Source organism: Cellulophaga tyrosinoxydans, from assembly GCF_900176415.1.
In the GTDB taxonomy this organism is placed as follows: Bacteria; Bacteroidota; Bacteroidia; order Flavobacteriales; family Flavobacteriaceae; genus Cellulophaga; species Cellulophaga tyrosinoxydans.
This window is the reverse complement of sequence record NZ_FWXO01000001.1, coordinates 1,050,053-1,068,460: the sequence shown is the minus strand read 5'-3', so window position 1 is coordinate 1,068,460 and position 18,408 is coordinate 1,050,053. Positions and strand designations below refer to the sequence as shown.

Genomic DNA, 18,408 nt, shown 5'->3' with positions numbered 1-18,408 from the left:
AGATGGGTTTAAAAGATCCTACCTAATGCAATACCCTATTCCTATTCACTTTATTTTCTTTTAGGTAACTAGGTAGGTATTATTCTGTTTTTTTTGAAAATTCTATTTCCCAAGGGGACTCTGCAAACATAGATTTGGCCAAATATCCGTACACTTGTCGTTTGGGGTGCTTTACTTTTTGAAAGCCAAATCCAGCCAGAGCTCTTCCAATATTTATATGGTTTAAACGTAGGTTAAGACAGCTTGTCGCCACCATCACATCGGAAGCTGTCTTGAAGTCTTTCATATCTGTGGACTTCTCGTAATACTTAGCGATAAGCTCTTGTTCTGAGGTCAGTTTAGTATAGCGCTTATTGCGTTCTTCATTTTCCGTAATATCATCAATGGTAAGTTCTGGACTGAAGGTAGGATCTGAATACGCCAAATGATACGCTTGTGACCAAACCTTATTAATGTCCACTTCTTTAGAATAGGCAAAATTAATTCTACCCTTGAGTTCAAAACACAACCAGCGAACAGATCCTGTTTCGTCATTTAAAAAAGAAGACATATTGGTGGAACCTACAAAAGAGCATATTCTTGGTAAGGTCGTATTTTTGCGATCATAGGGTAAGCGTTCGTTGATAAAGGTCTTGGAGAAAAATGATTTTAAAGCATTGACATCTTTTTTGGAAAGCACCGCTAACTCGTCTAAATTGTATAGAAAGTTTCTACAGAGTTGTATCCGTGCATCTTTATCATTACTGATATCTTCCGCCATATATGCTGCTAGTTCTGGAGGACATAAGAAACGACACCATGTAGATTTTCCAGAGTTCTGCCCTTGATGTGATAATATAAAAGCTTGTTTGTTAAAATAGCTGATTTCTAAGGCACATTTAATGGTTCTTACCAACCATTTTTTAAAATGATAATTGAATGCCTCTTTTTCATAGGTCGGTACATAAGAGGTCAGTTTTAAAATATGATCCTCACCATCCCATTTGGGTAAGTCTAAAAAATATTCTTTAACAGGGTTATATTTCGGAATCCACTCCGAACGAATCAGAATTTCTAACTTACCTGTAGGAATATCTACGCCTGCTTTTGCTAATTCAATGATTAGTGAGTTCAAATTCAAATAATGCCATTCTTTAGAATCTTTAAAAGCAATCTGAAAATCGTGAGAGATTTCATTATACGTAATATCATACTTTGCTTCCAAGTATTCCATAGTATAATCATAAATGGTTTTCTTCTTGGCGTCCTTTACGTGATAAAGTTCTTCGCCTTGGTTTTCGGCAAACATTACCTTTTATTTTGAAGCAACCATTCTACCAATTTTGTTTTCTCAAAAAACAAAAGTTTACCATTAGGTTTGGAGTGTGGTATTTTACCTTTTGCAGTAAGTTTATACAAGTAGCTTCTTGAAATTCCTGTATAGTCACAGGCTTCATCAAGAGTCAAAATTTCTTTCTGACCTATGAATAGTTTTTCTAAACGATCTAAGCGATCTAGTATTAAAATTGTGTCCATCTTAAATAAATTTTTAAGGTTATAAAATGAACAAAAGCGCTTTTGCTTTCCCTTATGGGAGTGTTGTTATAAAGGTAGAAAAACTAAGCCTCTAGGAAAGGAAAGAAGATGGTAAGTTATTCACATATAACTGAATAACAAGTTGTTATGTCAATTTAAACTAAAATAAAACAATTAAAATGCTCTTTAATTTTAGTTGCTGGAATTTGTGTTCGGCTGATGAACTTGCAATTAGACGGCTTTTTTCTAATTAATAGGTTGCATTGAGTTATGAACAATAATTAATACATTATTTTTAAAAAATACTATAATTAAGTACTAAAATTGGAGTTGGATCAATTAGCTGGACAGAAATCCTGCTTGATTTTTAAAAATTAAATTAAATGTCATTATTGATATTAGACCAAAGTGCTTCTTCCTCCCAATTTTCAGGAAATCCCATTGCAAACACGTCAACATTGGGGTATTTCTCCAGTAAAGCTTTGAACCTTGTGACTATTGTGTGTTCCGGATTAATAGTCTGCATTAGAAATAAAATGATTGTAAGTATGTAGTAAGTACGGTTATTTGATACTCCGTCGTTTTTTAACCAAGTTTTATAAATATTTCTAGGTCTAACAGGTTGTATACTCATAACCCTATTCCAAAGCCGACTGTGATGCGCACACACATTTCTTAAGTAAACGATGCTATGTATCCACGATGAAAAGGTCTTATCATTTAATCCAAAGTGACTAGCTATTTCTCTTTTTACCTTTCCTGGTTTCAAATTACTATACAAGAAAGATAATGTTCCAAAAGAAGTAATCTCTAACATCATCCAACTTGGCGGTAATGGATTAGAATATTTTTTTGCAAAGGCGTCTATGAATTCTTCATCACTTCTATTGTATTCGTGCTCTAAACTTCCTAAACATTTACTATGATTAATATGATTTTTGAACAGATTAGCGTCTTGATACCAAAAAGCACCATATTCATGGGATAGCAAATAAATCATCTTTGCTCGAATCGAAACTTCAATTTTTTCAAGTTCCCTTAAAATCAAAACTCTTAATTCCCTATCGAAGGAATAGAGGTAAAAAGCAGATTGAAAAGTGGAGTTTGCTTTGAATTGATGATTACTTTTATCTGCAAGCATTGGATACCAATATCCACTTAAGCGATAATAACTGATACTTTCTAATAAGTGGGTAGCCCTAGGTATATTAATGATTTCAAGTCCTCTTTCTTGTAGCTGCTGAATTTGCCCCGCATATGTTAGTGCAGGCTTTTCATAAGGAACTTTAGGCATTTGGTAAAAATAAAAAGCTTACCCTGAGCGCGCTGTTCCAACGGGAAGCGGGGTAAGCATGTTGATTCAAAGATAATAACTTTTTAATTATGAAACATACTTATTAACAAAAAAATAACTTAACCATCTGACAAACAATACTATAGCTTAATTTTACATTGTAAAACTCAATTAAACCCCCTCAAAAAACTTTGTAGCAAAGTCGCAAAATTCTTTTATTACCTCTTTATTGAGCTCAAATTCTTTACGATTTCCCAAGTAGTTCCGAGTAGATTCAGTAATTTCCTTTCCCTCATTTAGCTCTTCTACACTAATACATTTTATGTGCTTTTTACTTACTAAAATTATTAAAGCATTTTGATAAGGGTAGTCTTTGGATAAGTTCTTTAATTTAAAACTACCGCTACTTCTAAATTTGACTTCAACAAAGTGCACTTCATTTGAGTTCGGATTCTGAATTACAAAATCTGGCATTCGTTTTATTTCAGTAGCAACATCACTCTTTACACCTTTAAGGAGCTCTATAATGCCAGGGATAGTATTTTCCATACCATATCTAAAAACATTAAATCCAAGGCTTAAAAATAATTCTTGAATAAGTGTTTCTGCAATTCTACCCTTAATCATATTATAACGGTAGTTTCGCTCTTTATCAGTCAAACCATTACTTTCTATTGATATCTCATCATCATCCACATCCAGGTCGTTTTTTTCCTTTTGATAACATGGATAACATCTACCTCCTTCAAATTTTGTAAACGCTCCACAATCTATACACTCTGCCATAATTATTTATCTTCTAAACAATAATACCTACTTTTTCCAACCAATCAACCCAAATTTCATTTGCGATATCATCTAAACTTACTTTTTCCTTCTCTCTCCTAAAAAAATCACCTTCTCTTACCCAAAAAAGATCAAAATCATCCCAAGTAACACTATAGCCTAAAATATTTCCTCTTCTATCGTCAAATTGGAATGACAACCTATATTGAGAACTATTAGCCATCATTTGAGCCATAGGCGAATCATCACCTTTTGAGATGGTAATCTTAGATTCTGTTTGAACCATATTACGATTCACGATCGTGGCAATAAATTGCTCATTAGTGTCGTTTAGAACACGTGTTTTAATATTTTCTATTACTTCGATCTCTTTAAGGTTTTCTGTTAAAATCTTTTTCAAGCTATTAAAACCCTCCGCTTGAAAATCTATTTTCTGCAAAGAATCAAACTCTTTTTTTATTTTGTAATTAGATGGTAATGTAGACTTTGATTTGCCTTTTGTTGTAGGCTTTACATCAATAGGATATCCAGAAATTAGATTTCTTATATTTTGTATTACATCTAACATTGCAGTATTTTTATTACTCCAATCTGAAACAGGCTTTCCGTCTTTGGGTAGTCCTTTATAATCTTTAAAAGGAGTACTAAGCCAATCACATGGCTCTAAGACTATTGGAATAATTGTGATTTTATTTTGCTTTTGCATTTTCTGGGCTGTCTCAAACTCTTTTTCATAACAGTAATTTGAGTTTATGTAATCTGGACTTATTAATGCAAGAAATAACTGTGAATCCTCCAATGCAGAAGATATTGTATCGTTTAATTCTTGTCCTGCTAGAATATTTTTATCTGTCCATGTATTAATTAATCCATCGCGTTTAAGTTGTGCCAAATGACGATGTAGTAATTCTAAATTTTGTTCGTCTTGGTGGCTATATGATATAAATGCTTTCATCCAATATTTTTAACTATTCTCAATTATTTCAATTTCCTCTTCAGTAAGCCCATATAAACCATAAACCATTTTGTCGATTTCTTGATTAGTTTGGTTTAATTGTCTTTGCCACTCTTGGGCTTTATTTTTTTGCTCTTCAAAATAAATAAGCCACTCTGATTCTTCTCCTAAACTCAATTGTATTTTTAGTTTTTTAAGCTCTTTGCTAAAGGTTGCAAAATCTAACTCATGCCAAGATTGAAGCTTATTACTGAATTTTTCAATTGCAAATTTAGATTTTACCAAATTCAACAAACCATTTAGTTGAGTATCCAATGATTTTGTCAATAGAATCATGTCAGCTACCAAAACCTCTAGTTCACCGTTAAGATGGGGTATTGGCACTTGCCCGAAATATTTCCATATTAACTGGCAACCATTTTGTATTTGTGTACAATATTTGGTGATTAACCACCAGCCCATTTTGGAGTTCAATATGCCCGCTAAGCCTTTGTTCTCAATAGGGATTATCCACATGGAATTATTACAATACAATCCTTTCTCGTCATAAATAAAACAAGGTTTAACTTGCAAGACTTGATACATTATTTTTGGTTTTTGAAAATCCGAATAATAATCACAAGCTCTAAGCTCCCACCAAAAATCACCTTTATCGGTTCGCTTTTTAGCTCTTTCCTCGAATGGAGATAACCATTCGGCAATTGACGGATATTGCTTTTGTAACCAAGACCAAGCTTCTTCTTCTGTACAGTCCCCTAATTTACTTTTAGTAAATCCTTTTTCAAAAAGTAAAAGATAGTTTAGTGGTGTTGGGTTTGCATACGGTTTTGCCTCACGACCTAATAAAAAAGGAAACAAAAATTCTACAGCCTTGGCATCTTCCTCCACCATTTTATCATAAACTTCTTGAGATATTAAAAACGCCTCGGTAAGTCCTGTTTTAATTCCATAATTAGCTTTACCACCAATAAAATCAAATAAAGTTTTACAGGTATTAGAAAGTTTATCTAACAAATTTCTATTATTTTTTGATGAAATTACCCATGTATTCTTATCAAAAGAGCTTGTTTTATAACTTTCAAAACTTAGAGATACATTGGTTTCAAAATCGGTTGCCTTTGCAGATTGTAAAACAGCAACTTTAAATTCTTTCTCAGGACTATTATTACTCGCAACAAAAATTATAGGGTATGTGGTTGCTCCTTGAAAAATTTGGATGTCTCCAAAGTCAATCAATTGATGTAACGCTTTGGTTAAAAAATAAGAGCGTAACGGTTGACCGTACCCAGCCTGTAACCATTTGTTAGGCATTATATAAGACAATACCCCATTTGGTTTTAGTATATTAAACCCTTTCTCCACAAAGAGCACATACAAATCTCCTCTTTTGTCAAAAGTTTCAAAATTGTATTTTTCTAGCTGTAGAGATTGCTCCTTTATCGTCTCTAGTTTTACATATGGCGGATTACCAATTACCACATCAAAACCACCTCTATCAAAAACCTTCGGGAATTCCTGCTCCCAACTAAATGCTTTATTACCAGCTCCTTTTTTATCAGCTATTAAACTATTGCCGCATTTGATATTACTACTCAAGTCATTCAGCTTTCTTCTTGGCTGAGCTGTTCGTAACCATAGCGAAAGTTTTGCAATCTCAACTGATTCTTCGTTAAGGTCAACACCAAAAATATTATTTTCTAAAATAGTATTTTCAATATCACTAAAGACAAGACCGCCACCTAAAATTTTGGCCTTTAGCTCATCTAAATAATTATGTTCTTTGATCAAAAAGTCCAAAGCTTGGTTTAAAAAAGCTCCAGAACCACAAGCAGGGTCACAAATGGTTAGTTCTAATAACCAAGCTCTATAATTGTCTAACAGCTCTACTAACTCCAATATTTTTGTTTTGTGTCTATTGGCTCGCCCCTTAAAATATTCTTCTTCCTTAAAACCTAAAGCAACTTTCTTTTCTTCACATAATTTACCTACCGTATTTTCTACAATATATTTGGTAATGTATTTAGGCGTGTAGAAAACGCCGTCTTTTTTACGTTTGCTTTTTTGCTTATCAAAATCTGCTCCTTCTATTTCAGCATTTACACTTTCAATTTCATTTAAAGAGTTCTCGAAAATGTGACCTAAAATGTTTACATCAACCTGGCTTTCAAAATCATAATTAGCCAGCTGTAAAGCATGTTTGTAAAGTAATTCATTATCAATTTCAAGACTATCTAAAACAGAATCAGGTTTAAAAAGCCCTCCATTATAGGCATATATTTCTGCTCTTAACGTTGTGCCCTGTCTGCCTTTATCTAAAAAATTAAAGTATTGCTTAAACAAATCATAAAGAGGTCGTTCATCACCGAAATCAACATCAGCTTTCCATTTTTTCAATATTTGTACTGTAGAGTTTGGCGGCAATAAACCCCTGTCTTCTGAAAAAAAGATAAATAAGAACCTATCAATCAATTTTTGCGATTTCTTAAAAAGCGCTAGTTTAACATTCTTTTCTAAGCGAATTATTTCATCATCCCCAACACCTCCAACCGAAATCTCCTGCAACTCGGTTTTTCTATAATTTTTTAGCTGTGTTGCATTTCGTCTTACCAAATCGCGATACAACTCTCTTTTAAACAACGAGTAATCGGAGTAAAAGCGCTTAGTAATCTTTTCCTCTTCAACCAATGAAGATTCCTTAACCGCAAGCGGGAGATTATTTATAATATTATCCTTCTGCAAACAGAGAAATAAAAGCTTAAAACGGTCTTCAGTAAGATCAAAAAGATCGAATTCTTCAAACTCTGTAGCATCATTAATATAAAACCTGAGTTTTTCAAAATTAGATGTGACTACATATACACAACCTTTTTGATTGGCCTTATAATCAAAAGCCTGTTTTCGAATGCTTTCTAAATCTTTAGTATTAGTGCCTTTTAGTTCTATAACGCCAATAGCATTTTCTCCTTTTAAAATTGCACCATCGGCTTTCCGATTATTCTTTTGATTTTTAAATTCAGTGGTTAAATTAAATTCAGGATTTGGATTTAAAGTATAGCCCAAAATTGAAACGAAAAGTTCATTTAAAAAAGTAGCTTGAAATTGCTCTTCTTTTGAGTTTCTTATATTTTCTTGAATAGTAGTATTAAAAAAATATTTTACATACTTACCATAGGATTTAGCTATGGTTTTATCGTCTAATTGTTTAAGGTAATTTTTAAGTACTGAGGTTTGAAATAGAGCCATTAATCTTATTATGGTTTAGCAATCCTAAAAGTAGGAAATATCACCATAATCTAAAGCACAACGGGCTGTTTTAATACAATTAAAGTCAAAAAGTGTTAAATTTTAGTTGAAAAGGAGAAAATTTCAATTGCGTGCAAAATGCGTGCAAATGAAAAAAGCTTCAAAAGTTAAAAACTCTTGAAGCCCTATGTTTACTGGTGGAGAATACCGGAGTCGAACCGGTGACCTCTTGCCTGCCAGGCAAGCGCTCTAGCCAGCTGAGCTAATCCCCCGAAAAAGTGGCTCAAAGGAAACACTTTTTACTTAAGTATCAAAAATTAATATTAATCTTTCTTAACGCTTAATACCAACACTGGAATTGGAGCGTAAAATTCAGATTTTGTAATCGTATTTTTCTCCCAAAGTGCTTTAAAAAAACCTCTTTTTCTTCTGAATACGCACAATAAATCTGGGTGCTGTGCTTGAAAATGTTCCAATACACCCAAATAAGTACTAGCGTTTTCAGTTAAAGTTAATTGTGAGCTTATATCCATTAAAGCCGTATTAATTTTTAAATCTTCATCTGAATAGCCTGGTGTTTTTACCATTAACAAATTCACAACAGATTTAAATTTTTTCTTTATATCTACTAATGGATCGAGTATTCTTTTTCTCTTCAATATTCCCGATTTAAATGCCGTTAAGATTGTTTTATACGGTTTAAAAACACTCCCTTTTGGAACAATTAAGCTAGGAATATCTGTTTGCTTAATTATTTTTCCTGAAGTATTGCCTAAATACAAATCTTCATTTTGAATATCATTACTACGAGTTGACAATATTATTAAGTCTATTCCTAACTCTTTATCGATATCTTTTAATCCGCTTATAATACTACCATTATACGTTGCTATTTTTATAGTAATCCCTTTAGAATCTACTTTACCTATTATCTCCTTTAATCGTTCAATACTATTTTCGGCAACCTTTTCTGTTACATTACCTAAAGTTCCAGCTTTTATAGAGACGTTAAAAACCTCCATTACAAAAATATCTGAAGAAAATTGACTTGCAAAATCAACTGCATACTGTAAGGTCTCGTGTGAGTCCGGCGATGTGCCAATAGGTACCAATATATTTTTCATAATAATGATTTATGATTTATACTTTAAATTTACATTTATTAAAAGCTCAACTAATGCGTGCTGCAAAGATATCAGAAATTCCGGACATTCTTAAAATAACTAACGCTTGTGCAATACAAATGTCAGAAAATGGAATTCACCAATGGAACGAACATTATCCGTCTAAAGCTGCATTTGAAAACGATATAAAAAGAAATGAATTGTTTGTACTTGAAAATAATTCCAAAATAATAGGAACTATTGTCATTTCTACATTTATGGATCATGAATATTTACCTATTACTTGGCTTACGCCTAACCAAAACAATATTTATATTCATAGATTGTGTGTGCATCCGGAGCAACAAGGAAAAGGTTTTGCGAAAAAAATGATGGACTATGCAGAAGCCTATGCCCGTAAAGAAAATTTTATTTCTGTCCGCTTAGATACTTTTAGTCAAAACCAAAGAAATCAAAAATTCTATCAGGCGAGAGGTTATCAGAAATTGGGAACCATTTATTTTCCTAAACAAAGTATTCATCCTTTTTATTGTTATGAACTAATATTATAATTATTGAGTAATACCATCACTTTTAAAAAAATAAACAACCTTGCTATTCCGGCAATTATTGCTGGTATTGCAGAGCCAATTCTTTCTATAACCGATACTGCTATAGTTGGCAATATTGATGTAGATGGAATTGAATCTTTGGCCGCCGCTGGTATTGTTGGTTCCTTTTTATCTATGCTTATTTGGGTTTTAGGCCAAACACGAAGCGCTATTTCTGCTATCATTTCTCAATATTTAGGTGCTGGCAAAATTGATGAAGTAAAAACACTCCCAGCGCAAGCTATTTTCTTAAATATTAGCCTTAGCATTCTTATTTTACTTTCTACAGTTTTTATTATTCCAGATATATTTAGACTTTTAAATGCGTCAGGTAAAATATTGGATTTGTGCATTTCTTATTACGCTATTCGTGTTTGGGGGTTTCCATTAACCCTATTCACATTTGCCATAATGGGTATTTTTAGAGGTCTGCAAAACACCTTTTACCCTATGTTGATTGCTATTGTAGGAGCACTGTTAAATGTGGTTTTAGATTTTATTTTTGTTTATGGCGTAGATGGTTTGTTGGAACCCATGTATTTAGAAGGTGCAGCATGGGCTAGCTTAATTGCTCAAGGTGTCATGGCTATAATGGCTTTTGTTTTATTAATTACCAAAACCTCTATAAGTCTAAAATTAAGATTTCCACTGCATCCAGAATTAGGTAGACTTGTAGTTATGAGTCTTAATCTTTTTGTTAGAGCCATAGCCCTGAATACTGCACTAATATTAGCAGTGAGAGAAGCTACTGCACTCGGAGATAATTATATTGGCGCCCATACTATTGCAATAAATCTTTGGTTATTTTCAGCCTTTTTTATTGATGGTTATTCCGCCGCTGGAAATATTATGGGTGGCCGACTTTTAGGAAGTAAAGATTATAATGGACTCTATATTTTATCAAAGAAAATACTCCGATATGGATTAATTGTTAGTCTAGTTTTAATGGTACTCGGTTTTGTTTTTTACCAACCTATTGGCACTATATTTTCCAATGACGAACCTGTATTAAACACTTTTTACAGCATATTTTTTATAGTAATTCTTGGTCAACCTTTTAATACTATTGCTTTTATTTATGACGGACTTTTTAAAGGTTTAGGGGAAATGAAATACCTTCGAAATACTTTACTAACCGCAACTTTCATCGGATTTATTCCTGCGCTATTTATAGCTAAGTATTTTGAATTAAAGCTTTATGGTATTTGGATTGCTTTCACCATATGGATGTGCATTCGCGGTGGAGCATTGGTTTTAGAGTTCAGAAGAAAGTACCTTCCTTTACGAAATATAGATTGACCTCTTAAAATTTAGCCAAGTATTTACTTCATTTTATGTTAAAAATGTACTTTTGATATAAATTTCATCAAATGTCTACTTCACGAACAAACGGAAGTCTTTTTACCAATATTCAAGATAGTATAGCTACAATAGAATTTGGCCATCCGGCAAGCAATTCATTTGTAAGCGAATTATTAGATCGGCTTGCTAAAGAATTTGATAAGCTTTCTGAAAACCCAAACGTAACAGTAATCATTTTAAAATCTGAAGGAGAAAAAGCTTTCTGCGCTGGTGCTTCGTTCGATGAACTCGTTGCGGTAACCACGTTAGAAGAAGGCAAGGTGTTCTTTAGTGGATTTGCCAAGGTTATTAATGCAATGCGTAAATGCAAAAAAATTATTGTTGGCCGTGTACAGGGTAAAACCGTAGGTGGCGGCGTTGGGTTAGCGGCTGCTTGCGACTATGTTTTTGCTTCTGAAGCTGCATCAATTCGATTGTCGGAGCTAACCATAGGAATAGCACCTTTTGTAATTGCTCCTGCTGTTTCTCGTAAAATTGGCGTGGCGGGAATGTCTGAATTATCCTTAAATCCAACGGCATGGAAAAACGCCTATTGGGCTCAAGAAAAAGGACTTTTCTCCCAAGTTTTTGATAGTATAAATGAACTGGATAAAGAATTAGATCTTTTTACAAATAATCTTTCCAGTTATAATCCACAAGCCTTAGAAGATTGGAAAAAAGTACTTTGGGAAAATACAGATCATTGGGATACTCTATTGTTAGAAAGAGCTGCGATTACTGGAAGGTTAGCGCTTTCTGAATTTACAAAAAGCACCTTAGAGAAGTTTAAAAAATAATATGGGCATCAAATTTACGTTATACTTTTTTTAAATCATTACGTATGGAAATTTTACAATTTTTAAATGGCAGCACTTTTTTTCTGATTTTACTCCTAGTTGTGGGAGCCGTTTATTTTGTAAATCGTTTTAGAAACGATCGAAAGTTCAAAAGAAAATAATAGTTAAAAACCCAGTGGCCAAAAGCAAATCAACTATGTGGATCGTCTTTTATTCTTTCCTTTTCATAATTGGTGGAGGCTTAACTTATGCTGCATTTTCCGAATTTCAAAAAACCAAAAATTTACTTCAATCAGGCGTTAAAACTACGGCAACGGTAATACAGTACTCAATATCCCAAGGTCAAAATGGATCCATGTATAAGCCTGTTTTTGAATTTAAAGATAGGAGTTTGCAAACCATCACTTTTGAAAGTGGCATAGCCTCTAAACCACCCGCTTACGAGATTGGTGAAAAAGTTGCTATAATTTACAACCCAAGAAAAACAGACAGTGTAAAAACCATTTCGTTTTGGGGATTATATCGAGGTAGTGTAATTTTATTTATGATAGCAGCCCCATTTTTGATTATAGGTGGTAGCTATTTGCTGTATCAACTATATTGACAGAAGTCTATTTAAATAGAAATATAAAAGTAACTACAGTTAAAATCGATACTTTTGTAGCAGATCAAAGCACTTTGCTAAAGTAATTTTTATGAATACAATTAGAATCACCAAACAATTTAATTTTGAAACAGGTCATGCGCTTTTTGGCTATGATGGTAAGTGTAGAAATGTTCACGGACATAGTTACAAGCTTTCTGTAACAGTAATAGGCTCGCCAATTAAAGATACTTCGCATGTAAAATTAGGTATGGTGATTGATTTTGGTGATCTTAAAAAAATAGTCAAAGAAGAGATTGTAGACCAATTTGATCATGCAACGGTATTTAATAAAAACACCCCACATATAGAACTTGCAAAAGAACTTACAGATCGTGGACATGTTGTGATTTTGGCTGATTATCAACCAACTAGTGAAAACATGGTGATAGATTTTGCCGATAGAATAAAAGCACGATTGCCTAAAAACATACAGCTTCATTCCTTAAAATTACAAGAAACAGATACCTCTTTTGCGGAGTGGTACGCTAGTGACAATTAAAGGCTTTTCCTATATTTATAGTTCATGAAAACTATCATAATACCTGAAGGTAAAAAAATATATTTTGCAAGTGATAATCACTTAGGTGCTCCAACCATGGAACATAGTTATCCTAGGGAGAAGAAGTTTGTTGCTTGGTTAGATGAAGTTAAAACAGATGCTGCTGCAATTTTTCTTTTAGGTGATATGTTTGATTTTTGGATGGAATATAAAACCGTTGTTCCAAAAGGATTCACTCGAACCTTAGGAAAATTAGCCGAAATTGCGGATTCTGGAATTCCTATTTACTATTTTGTAGGTAATCATGATCTTTGGATGAATGGGTATTTTGAAGAAGAACTTGGTATACCTGTTTTTCATGAACCTCAACAGTTTAAACTCAATAATTCTCTGTTTTTTATTGGTCATGGTGATGGTTTAGGTCCTGGTGATAAAGGCTATAAACGCATGAAAAAAGTATTTACAAATCCGTTTTCTAAATGGCTTTTTAGGTGGTTGCACCCAGATTTAGGAGTGCGTTTGGCGCAATATTTATCGGTAAAAAATAAACTAATATCTGGCGATGAAGATGCCACATTTTTAGGCGAGGAAAACGAGTGGTTAGTGCAGTATGCTAAGCGAAAATTAGAACAAAACCATTACGATTATTTTGTTTTCGGGCACCGCCATTTACCATTAGATATTGCCCTTAATGAAAAATCGAAGTATATAAATCTAGGCGATTGGATTGGCTATTATACTTATGGTGTTTTTGATGGAGAGAAATTAAAATTAGAAACTTTTAATTAACCCTCCTTTTCATGATCTTCTACATCTTTTTGGAGATCTAATTTTCTAAATTTAGGAAAAGCCCAGCCTGTTATTCCCACAGTCACTACAGTCATAATACCTCCAAAAACCACAGCCGTTGCCGTGCCCATTAACTTAGCGGTAACGCCGCTTTCAAAAGCTCCTAATTCATTTGAAGAGCCAACAAAAATCGAATTTACCGATGCTACTCTACCACGCATATGATCTGGTGTTTTTAACTGTAAAATTGTTTGCCGCACAATCATTGAAACACCGTCTAAAGCGCCACTTAAGAATAAGGCCGCTACGGATAACCAAAAATAGGTAGATAAGCCAAAGACTATCATACAAACCCCGAAACCAAATACCGCTAATAAAAGTTTAATACCTGCATTTTTATGTAAAGGAAAACGTGTAGAACCTAGCATCATTAATGCTGCTCCGACCGCTGGTGCTGCTCTTAATATTCCAAACCCTTCTGCTCCAACTTTTAAAATATCTTGAGCAAAAATAGATAGTAATGCTACTGCACCGCCAAATAACACAGCAATCATGTCTAAGGTTAGTGCGCCTAAAATTGGTTTATTACTAAAAACAAATTTTAATCCTTCACGTAAGCTGTCAAAAACTGGCTCCCCAATTTTAGGATTAAGTATTGGTTTTCTTTCAATTTTAAAAAGAAAAATTAGAGCTATTAGTGAGAAAACAAAAATTAAACACATAGACCAGTGAACGCCAATAATACTTATAGAAAACCCTGCTAATGCAGGACCTAAAACAGAGGCTAATTGCCAAGTAGTACTGCTCCATGTAGCTGCATTAGGATATATTTTTTTAGGAACAATTAAGGCTATTAATGAAAATATTGTTGGTCCTATAAAAGACCTTACAATCCCCCCTAAAAAAACTAAAAAATAAATGGAATATAATATTGTTTTTGTGTCTGTGCTCGCTACAATTGATGGAAGACTAATAACAAATAGTCCAAAACTTATAACCGAAAAGCCTAAAATGCATAACATTAGCAGATTTCGCTTTTCTTTTTGGTCTACAATATGCCCTGCAAATAAGGCCATAACAATTGCGGGAATTACTTCCATAAGTCCTATTATACCTAATGAAAGTGGGTCTTTTGTTAAGGTATATACTTGCCATTCGATCACTATAAATTGCATAGACCATGCAAATACCATAGCAAAACGGACTAGTAAAAATATATTGAATTCTTTATAACGTAAGGCGGCATACGGATCCATACTCAAGCAATCAAAAAATAAGTTGTAAAGGTAAGGAAGAGATTTTTCTCTTGAACATCATTAAATTAAAAAGTAGATTTTAATTGTATAACATTATAATAAATCTGTTTTATTTAGTTAAAGTGATGAAACTTTATCAAAAAAAATGAAGCCCAAAAGACCAATTAACTATATTGGGATATCAACTATTACTATGAACTATTATTTATTAATTCTAGGTATTGTCATTATTTTTATAGGAATAGCTATTTATCCCTGGGCTAAAAAAGGAATACAAGAGGATGATTCCAATTATTTTGAAGTTAAAGTTTACATATTGTGTTTTGTTATAATTATTCTTGGTTTCATAATAATCGCAAAGGAACTAGCAAAAATTGATTTATAATTCGAAGAATCAGAACAGAGATGCTTCACTCTCGAAGTATCGGGAAAATTATTTCTTCGATTGGGCTACAAAATATTTAACTCGAAGTGACAGTATTAATCAATCACTTCCTAAATCTCAATAAACAAAATGTGTCAATTCGAGTTTTTTCTTGGTAGTGTAACGGAAAAGAAAAAGTATCAAGAACCAATCCTACCTCAAATCCTTAATTTTCAACTGCAGGCTCACATTCCCTTGCCACTCATTTTCATCAATGGTAAAAACGGCGCTAAAAGGCTTTCTACTGGTAATTAAAGGCAATTTATCCCCTAAATTAAAACCTATACAGCCAATGGGTCCATAATCGTTTTGTGTAACGGCACATTTTAAATGCTTTTCATCTTCCCCAACTCCCTTGGCATAGCCAGAATCACTAATTTTCTCTGCCATAAAAACAGGCGTCATATTCCCCGGACCAAATGGTGCAAATTGGTTAATAATCCGCATTAACTTAGGCGTTATATCTTTTAATTCTATGATCATGTCTACAGTAATTTCAGGAATCAGCAGGTTAGGATCAATAGTTTCAGCAACAACTTTTTCAAACTGTGCTTTAAAATTATTGTATTGTTCTTCTAATAAGGTAAGTCCGGCAGCATATTTATGCCCTCCAAATTGCTCAATATAATCTGCGCAGCCTTCTAATGCATTATACACGTCAAAACCCTTTACTGATCTGGCAGATGCCGCTAGTTTATCACCACTTTTTGTAAAGACTAAAGTAGGTCTATAATAGGTTTCCGTGAGTCGTGATGCCACAATACCAATTACACCTTTATGCCACGAATCTTTATAAACTACCGAAGTAAAACCTTGTTCCTCTTTGTTTTCAGTAATTTGATTCAAAGCTTCTATGGTAATTTCTTGGTCTAAGCCTCGCCTATCTATATTAAATTTTTCTATTTCGGCAGCAAACTTTTGCGCTTGGTTTGCATCTTTTTCGGTCAGTAAATTTACCGCATATTGCCCATGCTCCATTCTGCCAGCAGCATTAATTCTTGGGGCTATGATAAACACCACATCGGTAATGGTTAAAACCGTTTTTTTAATCTGATTGATAATGGCTTTAAAGCCAGCTCTGGGATTTTCATTAATGACTTGTAACCCAAAATATGCTAAAACTCTATTTTCTCCTGTAATCGGAACAATATCTGCTCCAATGGCGGTAGCCACCAAATCTAAATAGGGAATTAAATCGTGAATTGTTTCGCCTTTTCTTGAACCCAAAGCTTGGATTAATTTAAACCCAACTCCGCAGCCACAAAGTTCGTCATACGGATAGGTACAATCGCTTCTTTTAGGATCTAAAACAGCGACAGCATCAGGCAAAACATCACCAGGTCTATGGTGATCACAAATAATAAAATCGATGTTTTTTTCTTTGGCGTAAGCCACTTTTTCGATGGCTTTAACTCCGCAATCTAAAGCTATGATTAGCGAAAAACCGTTGTCTTCAGCAAAATCTATTCCTTTATAAGATACGCCATAACCTTCCGCGTAGCGGTCAGGGATATAGGTAGCTACATTTGGATAATACGTTAATAAATAAGAAGAAAGTAAGGCAACGGCGGTGGTACCATCTACATCATAATCTCCAAAAACAAGTATATTTTCACCGTCAACTATCGCTTTTTCAATTCGAGCAACAGCAATATCCATATCCTTCATTAAAAAGGGATCATGTAAATGTTCTAATTGCGGTCTAAAAAAATATTTTGCCTCTTCGTAAGTAGAAATTCCGCGTTGCAATAAAAGCTGAGCTACCAATTTCTCCACATTTAAAGCCTTAGCAAGAGCTTTAATTTTATCTTCTTCTGGTTTTGGTTTTATAGTCCAGCGCATTATTCAATATTCAAGTTTTAAAAAGTAAGTTCAATTGACCTGGTGAAAGTCAGTTTGATTGATTGATTTTCAATGCTAATGTAAAATAAATGGTATCGAGGACTAGTTTAACTAACAAGGTTCCCGATACTATTTTCTTCGCTGCGTTTCGAAAATCACTCAAACCGACATTTTAATTCACTACAAACTAATCTATTTGTTATGAAAAAAGGTTTTGATTTCTACCTCAGCAAACTGGCGAAACATTTCCATAACTCCGCAATACTTTTCTACGGATAAATCCACAGCTTTTTGAAGTTTATCTTCTTTAAGATTAGCGCCATGAAAATGATATTCCACGACTACTTTATCATAAAATTTTGGATGCTCATCTGTTAAATTAGCGATAGTTTCAATATGAAATTCTTCTACTTCTAACTTCATTTTTTTAATTAACGACGCTACATCCAATCCGGAGCAACCCGCTAATGAGGATAACATTAGGGCTTTAGGCCGGTAGCCATTACCATCGCCGCCATCTTCTTTGGCTATATCAATCTTTAAACTATGCCCAGAAGGGTTGTTGCTTTCAAAGGTCATGTTGCCCAACCATTTGGTTGAAATATGATTTGTTGTACTCATAATTTTTCGTTTCTTGTAGACTCCAAAAATACAAAACAAAAAGCATTATGCCCTTAGTAACACCTCTTGATTCTAATCATGATTCCGAAACAAAAAAACTAGCTGAATTCTTTAATGAAACACTAGGCTTTTGTCCAAATTCGGTTTTAACCATGCAACACAGACCTGCCATTTCTAAAGCATTTATTAATTTAAATAAAGCCGTAATGGCCAATGAAGGTCGAGTGACTTCGGCGCTAAAAAGAATGATTGCTTGGGTTAGTAGTAACGCAACAGGATGCCGTTATTGTCAAGCTCATGCCATACGTGCCGCAGAACGTTATGGCGCAGAACAAGAGCAATTAGATAATATTTGGGAATATAGAACTCACCCTGCATTTTCCGAAGCGGAACGTGCTGCCTTAGATTTTTCTTTACAAGCTTCGCAAGTGCCAAATGGGGTTGATGCTGCCATTAAAGAACGTTTGTACAACTACTGGAATGAAGGCGAAATTGTAGAAATGTTAGGGGTAATTTCCCTATTTGGCTATTTAAATAGATGGAATGATTCTATGGGAACTTCCATTGAAGATGGCGCTGTAGAAAGCGGCAATCAATTCCTTGGAAAACATGGCTGGGAAAAAGGAAAACATGATGGAAGCCGTTATTAGTTGATGGTTGATGGTTGATGGTTGATGGTTGATGGT

General features: G+C 33.7%; 17 protein-coding genes and 1 tRNA gene. 7 read left to right on the top strand and 11 right to left on the bottom strand.

What is annotated here, in order from left to right:
• Nucleotides 1-79 precede the first annotated feature (79 nt).
• The 8 genes from B8963_RS04855 to B8963_RS04820 form a co-directional block, all read right to left on the bottom strand.
• Nucleotides 80-1,288, bottom strand: coding sequence for a virulence-associated E family protein (locus tag B8963_RS04855; RefSeq protein ID WP_084060278.1), 1,209 nt, complete (start codon nt 1,286-1,288; stop codon nt 80-82).
• Nucleotides 1,288-1,515, bottom strand: coding sequence for a helix-turn-helix transcriptional regulator (locus tag B8963_RS04850; RefSeq protein WP_084060277.1), 228 nt, complete (start codon nt 1,513-1,515; stop codon nt 1,288-1,290). The genes B8963_RS04855 and B8963_RS04850 overlap by 1 nt, the downstream gene beginning before the upstream one ends.
• Before the next feature lie 379 nt (nt 1,516-1,894).
• On the bottom strand, nt 1,895-2,809 hold the full coding sequence (locus B8963_RS04845; protein ID WP_084060276.1) for an Abi family protein: 915 nt from the start codon (nt 2,807-2,809) through the stop codon (nt 1,895-1,897).
• A 171-nt stretch (nt 2,810-2,980) separates the two neighbouring features.
• Nucleotides 2,981-3,595 carry a hypothetical protein gene (locus tag B8963_RS04840; RefSeq protein ID WP_084060275.1) on the bottom strand — a complete coding sequence of 205 codons (615 nt, stop codon included), beginning with the start codon at nt 3,593-3,595 and terminating at the stop codon, nt 2,981-2,983.
• Between the two features lie 13 nt (nt 3,596-3,608).
• Entirely contained in the window at nt 3,609-4,550 is a 942-nt protein-coding gene (locus B8963_RS04835) for a toll/interleukin-1 receptor domain-containing protein (RefSeq protein ID WP_084060274.1), read from the bottom strand.
• Between the two features lie 9 nt (nt 4,551-4,559).
• Nucleotides 4,560-7,793 carry an Eco57I restriction-modification methylase domain-containing protein gene (locus B8963_RS04830; RefSeq protein WP_084060273.1) on the bottom strand — a complete coding sequence of 1,078 codons (3,234 nt, stop codon included), beginning with the start codon at nt 7,791-7,793 and terminating at the stop codon, nt 4,560-4,562.
• Between the two features lie 195 nt (nt 7,794-7,988).
• Nucleotides 7,989-8,065, bottom strand: a tRNA-Ala gene (locus B8963_RS04825).
• A gap of 51 nt (nt 8,066-8,116) precedes the next feature.
• A complete protein-coding gene (locus tag B8963_RS04820) occupies nt 8,117-8,917 on the bottom strand; it encodes a universal stress protein (protein WP_084060272.1) in 801 nt (266 codons plus the stop codon).
• Nucleotides 8,918-8,928: 11 nt separating this feature from the next.
• On the opposite strand from B8963_RS04820, the gene B8963_RS04815 reads away from it, so the two are divergent.
• From B8963_RS04815 to B8963_RS04790, 6 genes are all read left to right on the top strand, one after another.
• Nucleotides 8,929-9,468: a GNAT family N-acetyltransferase gene (locus B8963_RS04815; RefSeq protein ID WP_143312471.1), complete on the top strand. Its 540-nt coding sequence runs from the start codon at nt 8,929-8,931 to the stop codon at nt 9,466-9,468.
• 3 nt (nt 9,469-9,471) lie between these two features.
• A complete protein-coding gene (locus B8963_RS04810; protein ID WP_084060271.1) occupies nt 9,472-10,806 on the top strand; it encodes an MATE family efflux transporter in 1,335 nt (444 codons plus the stop codon).
• 71 nt (nt 10,807-10,877) lie between these two features.
• Nucleotides 10,878-11,645 (top strand): enoyl-CoA hydratase/isomerase family protein, encoded by a 768-nt coding sequence (locus B8963_RS04805; RefSeq protein WP_084060270.1) that lies wholly within the window; start codon nt 10,878-10,880, stop codon nt 11,643-11,645.
• Between the two features lie 196 nt (nt 11,646-11,841).
• Nucleotides 11,842-12,249: a DUF3592 domain-containing protein gene (locus tag B8963_RS04800; RefSeq protein WP_084060269.1), complete on the top strand. Its 408-nt coding sequence runs from the start codon at nt 11,842-11,844 to the stop codon at nt 12,247-12,249.
• A gap of 91 nt (nt 12,250-12,340) precedes the next feature.
• On the top strand, nt 12,341-12,790 hold the full coding sequence (locus B8963_RS04795; RefSeq protein ID WP_084060268.1) for a 6-pyruvoyl trahydropterin synthase family protein: 450 nt from the start codon (nt 12,341-12,343) through the stop codon (nt 12,788-12,790).
• Nucleotides 12,791-12,823: 33 nt separating this feature from the next.
• Nucleotides 12,824-13,579, top strand: coding sequence for a UDP-2,3-diacylglucosamine diphosphatase (locus B8963_RS04790; RefSeq protein ID WP_084060724.1), 756 nt, complete (start codon nt 12,824-12,826; stop codon nt 13,577-13,579).
• On the opposite strand, the gene B8963_RS04785 is transcribed toward B8963_RS04790, so the two are convergent.
• From B8963_RS04785 to B8963_RS04770, 3 genes are all read right to left on the bottom strand, one after another.
• Nucleotides 13,576-14,835 (bottom strand): MFS transporter, encoded by a 1,260-nt coding sequence (locus tag B8963_RS04785; protein WP_084060267.1) that lies wholly within the window; start codon nt 14,833-14,835, stop codon nt 13,576-13,578. The two genes, B8963_RS04790 and B8963_RS04785, sit on opposite strands and share 4 nt — an antisense overlap.
• Nucleotides 14,836-15,412: 577 nt before the next feature.
• A complete protein-coding gene (recJ, locus tag B8963_RS04775) occupies nt 15,413-17,101 on the bottom strand; it encodes a single-stranded-DNA-specific exonuclease RecJ (protein WP_084060265.1) in 1,689 nt (562 codons plus the stop codon).
• A gap of 192 nt (nt 17,102-17,293) precedes the next feature.
• Nucleotides 17,294-17,722 carry an OsmC family protein gene (locus B8963_RS04770; RefSeq protein WP_084060264.1) on the bottom strand — a complete coding sequence of 143 codons (429 nt, stop codon included), beginning with the start codon at nt 17,720-17,722 and terminating at the stop codon, nt 17,294-17,296.
• Nucleotides 17,723-17,769: 47 nt separating this feature from the next.
• Here B8963_RS04770 and B8963_RS04765 point away from each other — a divergent pair, with 47 nt between their 5' ends.
• Nucleotides 17,770-18,372, top strand: coding sequence for a carboxymuconolactone decarboxylase family protein (locus B8963_RS04765; RefSeq protein WP_084060263.1), 603 nt, complete (start codon nt 17,770-17,772; stop codon nt 18,370-18,372).
• The last annotated feature ends 36 nt before the right edge of the window (nt 18,373-18,408 follow it).

What these genes read in the sequence shown, in the direction of transcription:
- B8963_RS04850 (WP_084060277.1), bottom strand. Translation starts at nt 1,515, where the DNA reads ATGGACACAATTTTAATACTAGATCGCTTAGATCGTTTAGAAAAACTA.
- B8963_RS04830 (WP_084060273.1), bottom strand. Translation starts at nt 7,793, where the DNA reads ATGGCTCTATTTCAAACCTCAGTACTTAAAAATTACCTTAAACAATTA.
- B8963_RS04820 (WP_084060272.1), bottom strand. Translation starts at nt 8,917, where the DNA reads ATGAAAAATATATTGGTACCTATTGGCACATCGCCGGACTCACACGAG.
- recJ (WP_084060265.1), bottom strand. Translation starts at nt 17,101, where the DNA reads ATGCGCTGGACTATAAAACCAAAACCAGAAGAAGATAAAATTAAAGCT.
- B8963_RS04765 (WP_084060263.1), top strand. Translation starts at nt 17,770, where the DNA reads ATGCCCTTAGTAACACCTCTTGATTCTAATCATGATTCCGAAACAAAA.
- B8963_RS04795 (WP_084060268.1), top strand. Translation starts at nt 12,341, where the DNA reads ATGAATACAATTAGAATCACCAAACAATTTAATTTTGAAACAGGTCAT.
- B8963_RS04845 (WP_084060276.1), bottom strand. Translation starts at nt 2,809, where the DNA reads ATGCCTAAAGTTCCTTATGAAAAGCCTGCACTAACATATGCGGGGCAA.
- B8963_RS04770 (WP_084060264.1), bottom strand. Translation starts at nt 17,722, where the DNA reads ATGAGTACAACAAATCATATTTCAACCAAATGGTTGGGCAACATGACC.
- B8963_RS04835 (WP_084060274.1), bottom strand. Translation starts at nt 4,550, where the DNA reads ATGAAAGCATTTATATCATATAGCCACCAAGACGAACAAAATTTAGAA.
- B8963_RS04855 (WP_084060278.1), bottom strand. Translation starts at nt 1,288, where the DNA reads ATGTTTGCCGAAAACCAAGGCGAAGAACTTTATCACGTAAAGGACGCC.
- B8963_RS04785 (WP_084060267.1), bottom strand. Translation starts at nt 14,835, where the DNA reads ATGGATCCGTATGCCGCCTTACGTTATAAAGAATTCAATATATTTTTA.
- B8963_RS04840 (WP_084060275.1), bottom strand. Translation starts at nt 3,595, where the DNA reads ATGGCAGAGTGTATAGATTGTGGAGCGTTTACAAAATTTGAAGGAGGT.
- B8963_RS04805 (WP_084060270.1), top strand. Translation starts at nt 10,878, where the DNA reads ATGTCTACTTCACGAACAAACGGAAGTCTTTTTACCAATATTCAAGAT.
- B8963_RS04800 (WP_084060269.1), top strand. Translation starts at nt 11,842, where the DNA reads ATGTGGATCGTCTTTTATTCTTTCCTTTTCATAATTGGTGGAGGCTTA.
- B8963_RS04815 (WP_143312471.1), top strand. Translation starts at nt 8,929, where the DNA reads ATGATTTATACTTTAAATTTACATTTATTAAAAGCTCAACTAATGCGT.